Annotated in this window: 5 protein-coding genes; all 5 read left to right on the forward strand. The window is 69.2% G+C overall.

The features are described 5' to 3' along the window. Positions 1–224 precede the first annotated feature (224 nt). Positions 225–1,229: a type I glyceraldehyde-3-phosphate dehydrogenase gene (gene gap, locus H489_RS28830; protein ID WP_017887253.1), complete on the forward strand. Its 1,005-nt coding sequence runs from the start codon at positions 225–227 to the stop codon at positions 1,227–1,229. A gap of 3 nt (positions 1,230–1,232) precedes the next feature. Continuing rightward, positions 1,233–2,450 (forward strand): phosphoglycerate kinase, encoded by a 1,218-nt coding sequence (locus tag H489_RS28835; RefSeq protein ID WP_017887254.1) that lies wholly within the window; start codon positions 1,233–1,235, stop codon positions 2,448–2,450. Beyond that, entirely contained in the window at positions 2,447–3,226 is a 780-nt protein-coding gene (gene tpiA, locus H489_RS28840) for a triose-phosphate isomerase (RefSeq protein WP_031259782.1), read from the forward strand. Before H489_RS28835 ends, tpiA begins: the two co-directional genes overlap by 4 nt. Before the next feature lie 108 nt (positions 3,227–3,334). Further along, positions 3,335–3,586 (forward strand): preprotein translocase subunit SecG, encoded by a 252-nt coding sequence (gene secG / locus H489_RS28845; protein WP_017887256.1) that lies wholly within the window; start codon positions 3,335–3,337, stop codon positions 3,584–3,586. A 3-nt stretch (positions 3,587–3,589) separates the two neighbouring features. Further along, the gene (locus H489_RS28850; RefSeq protein ID WP_027465686.1) at positions 3,590–3,958 is read left to right on the forward strand and encodes an RNA polymerase-binding protein RbpA; all 369 of its coding nucleotides are present in this window, start codon (positions 3,590–3,592) and stop codon (positions 3,956–3,958) included. The last annotated feature ends 256 nt before the right edge of the window (positions 3,959–4,214 follow it).

The raw sequence follows: 4,214 nt of genomic DNA on the forward strand, positions 1-4,214 counted from the left end.
CACCGCGCCTCCCGTCCGTTTCCGCACCCGTTCCCGGACCCGTGCCAGGCCTGGTCGGCGACCGTCCGGACGGACCGTCATCCCGCTCGGGCACGCAGTGTCCGACTGCTAGGGTCGTTACGGCGACGTTACGGGGCGTATCGTCCACCACACGCGGGCCCGCCAGGGTGCGCGACTCCCGAAAGCAGCGCCCCCTGGGCGCTCCACACTCACCAGGAGATCCATTGACCGTCAAGATCGGTATCAACGGCTTCGGCCGCATCGGCCGTAACTTCTTCCGGGCCGCCCTCGCGAAGGGCTCCGACCTCGAGATCGTGGCGGTGAACGACCTCACCGACAACGCGTCGCTCGCCAACCTGCTGAAGTTCGACTCCATCACGGGTCGTCTCGGCGTCTCCGTCGAGCTCGACGGCGACAACATCGTCGTCGACGGCAAGGCCATCAAGGTCCTCGCCGAGCGCGACCCCGCCAACCTGCCCTGGGGCGAGCTGGGTGTCGACATCGTCATCGAGTCCACCGGGTTCTTCACCAAGGCCGCCGACGCGCAGAAGCACATCGACGCCGGTGCCAAGAAGGTCATCATCTCCGCCCCGGCCTCGGGTGACGACGTCACCATCGTGCTCGGCGTGAACGAGGACCAGTACGACGCTGCGAACCACCACATCATCTCGAACGCGTCCTGCACCACGAACAGCCTCGCGCCGCTCGCCAAGGTGTTCCACGACAAGTTCGGCATCGAGCGTGGCCTCATGACGACGGTGCACGCCTACACCGCCGACCAGAACCTGCAGGACGGCCCGCACAAGGACCCCCGTCGTGCCCGCGCCGCCGCGCTGAACATCGTCCCGACCTCGACCGGTGCCGCCAAGGCCATCGGCCAGGTCATGCCGGAGCTCGCCGGCAAGCTCGACGGCTTCGCCCTGCGCGTCCCGGTCCCCACCGGCTCGATCACCGACCTCACCCTCGAGACCAAGTCCGAGGTCACCGTCGACGAGATCAACGCCGCCTACAAGGAGGCCGCAGAAGGTCCCCTCAAGGGCATCCTGCTCTACAGCGAGGACCCGCTGGTGTCGACCGACATCACCACGGACCCGCACTCCTCGATCTACGACTCCGGCCTGACCAAGGTCATCGGCGGCCTCGTGAAGATCACCTCGTGGTACGACAACGAGTGGGGCTACTCGAACCGCCTCGTCGACCTCACCGAGTACGTCGGCGAGCGTCTGTAGCACATGGCCCTCCGCACCCTCGAGGACCTCGGCGACCTCGCCGGCAAGCGTGTCGTCGTCCGTTGTGACCTGAACGTCCCGCTCAAGGACGGCACCATCACGGACGACGGCCGCGTGCGGGCGTCGCTGACCACCCTGAACACCCTCGTCAACGCCGGCGCGCGCGTCATCGTGATCTCGCACCTGGGTCGCCCCGACGGGGAGCCCAAGCCCGAGTTCTCGCTCGCGCCGGTCGCCCAGCGGCTCTCCGAGCTGCTCGGCAAAGAGGTCACGTTCGTCGGCGAGACCGTCGGCGACGAAGCGACCGCCGCGGCCGAGGCCCTCGAGGACGGCGACGTCCTGCTGCTCGAGAACCTCCGGTTCAACCCGGAGGAGACCTCGAAGGACGCCGCCGCGCGGAGCGCCTTCGCGGACCGCATCGCGGCCCTCGGTGACGCCTTCGTCTCCGACGGCTTCGGTGTCGTACACCGCAAGCAGGCCTCGGTCTACGAGCTCGCGTCCGCGCTGCCCAGCGCGGCCGGGTCGCTCATCGAGACCGAACTGCGGGTGCTCGAGCGGCTGACCACCTCGCCGGAACGGCCGTACACGGTCGTGCTCGGCGGGTCGAAGGTCAGCGACAAGCTCGGTGTCATCGACCACATCCTGCCGAAGGTCGACACGCTGTGCATCGGCGGCGGCATGCTCTTCACCTTCCTCGCGGCCCAGGGCCACGGGGTCGCGAAGTCGCTGCTCGAAGCCGACCAGCTCGACGTCGTCCGCGAGTACCTCTCGCGTGCGAAGGAGCTCGGCGTCACCATCGACCTGCCCACCGACGTCGTGGTGGCATCCGGCTTCGCGGCCGACGCCGACCACGAGACCGTCGCGGCGGACGCCATCGAGTCCTCGTCGTTCGGAGCGGACGGCATCGGCCTCGACATCGGCCCGGAGACCGCAGCGCGGTTCGCCTCGGCCGTCTCGGGTTCGAAGACCGTGTTCTGGAACGGCCCGATGGGCGTGTTCGAGTTCCCGGCCTTCGCCGCCGGCACGAAGACCGTCGCGCAGGCGCTCACCGAGGTCGACGGCCTCGGCGTCGTCGGTGGTGGCGACTCCGCTGCCGCCGTGCGCTCGCTCGGCTTCTCGGACGACCAGTTCGGCCACATCTCGACCGGTGGCGGTGCGAGCCTCGAGTTCCTCGAGGGCAAGTCGCTGCCTGGTCTCGAAGCACTGGGGTGGACAGCATGACCCGGACTCCGTTGATCGCGGGCAACTGGAAGATGAACCTGGACCACCTCCAGGCCATCGCCACGGTGCAGAAGCTCGCGTGGACCCTCAAGGACGCCCGGCACGACTTCGACGACGTCGAGGTCGCGGTCTTCCCGCCGTTCACGGACCTGCGGAGCGTGCAGACGCTCATCTCGGCCGACAAGCTGCCGATCCACTTCGGTGCGCAGGACCTGTCGCAGTTCGACTCCGGTGCCTACACCGGTGACGTCTCCGGCGCGTTCCTGGCGGCGCTCGACGCCCAGTACGTCATCGTCGGCCACTCCGAGCGGCGCACGCTGCACGGTGAGACCGACGAGGTCGTCGCGGCGAAGACCGCAGCGGCAGTCAAGCACGGCCTCGTCCCCGTGGTGTGCGTCGGCGAGACCGGCGAGCAGCGTGAGGAGCGCGGCGCCGGTGTCGTGCCGGTCGAGCAGCTCCGCGTCGTGCTCGACGCGGTCAAGCCGGCCGACATCGTCGTGGCGTACGAGCCGGTCTGGGCCATCGGGTCCGGCCAGGCGGCCACGGCCGAGCAGGCGCAGGACGAGTGTGCGGCCATCCGTCGCGGCATCGCTGCTGCCTGGGGCGACCAGGCCGCTGCGGACACCCGGGTGCTCTACGGCGGCTCGGTCAAGTCCGGCAACATCGCGGGGTTCCTCCGCGAGCCCGACATCGACGGCGCGCTCGTCGGTGGCGCTTCGCTCGACGTGCAGGAGTTCGCGGCCATCGCGCGGTTCCGTCAGCACGTCGGGCTGTAGTCCACAGGCGTCGTCGCGGGCAGTCGTCCGCACCACTCCCGTCCAGGTACCGGCCGTGCTCCGCGCGGCCGGTACACTGGTACGGCTGACTGACACGAAAGGTACGTCGTGGCGATACTCTCCGTCGTGCTGCAGGTCCTGCTCGCAATCACGAGCCTCCTGCTCACGCTCCTCATCCTGCTGCACAAGGGCCGCGGTGGTGGCCTCTCCGACATGTTCGGCGGTGGGGTCACGAGCAACCTCGGTGCGTCCGGCGTGGCCGAGCGCAACCTCAACCGCATCACGGTGATCCTCGGTCTGGTCTGGATCGTTTCCATCATCGTGCTCGGTCTCATCAACAAGTTCACGGCGGGGGTCTGATCCATGGCAAGCGGAGGCAGTGCAATCCGAGGGTCTCGCGTCGGCGCGGGACCGATGGGCGAACAGGACCGCGGGGTCCAGGCCGAGCGCGTGGCGATCTCGTACTGGGACGCCCTCGGCAACGAGGTCGTGCGGTACTTCGCCGCCAACCTCCCCGACGAGGAGATCCCCGAGACGGTGGACTCGCCGTCGAGTGGTCTGCCGGCTGGGCGCGACAAGGAGAACCCTCCCGTGGTCTCCAAGACGGAGCCCTACAAGACCCACCTCGCGTACGTGAAGGAACGCCGCACCGAGGAAGAGGCAGCGCAGCTCCTCGAAGACGCGCTGCAGCAGCTCCGCGAGCGTCGCGGCACCGCGGCGAAGAAGGCGTAGCGCCCACACACTGACCAAGGCCCCCGCACCGGATGGTGTGGGGGCCTTCGTGCTTCCGTCCGTCGGGGGAGGAGGGCGCAGGGAGAGCTGGCTCGTCGAGTGGAGTGGTCACGACACGCCGCGTGCGGTGCGCCGGGGTTGCACGTTGTGTCGCCTGCGGCGCGCGCGGGCGACAGTTCGTGACCGCCCGGTATCGCGACGGCGGGGCGTCGTGACCGCGCGCGGTGGGCGCGACCACTGACGGACAGGAGGCCCG

The organism is Curtobacterium flaccumfaciens UCD-AKU (assembly GCF_000349565.1).
GTDB classification, from domain to species: Bacteria; Actinomycetota; Actinomycetes; order Actinomycetales; family Microbacteriaceae; genus Curtobacterium; species Curtobacterium poinsettiae.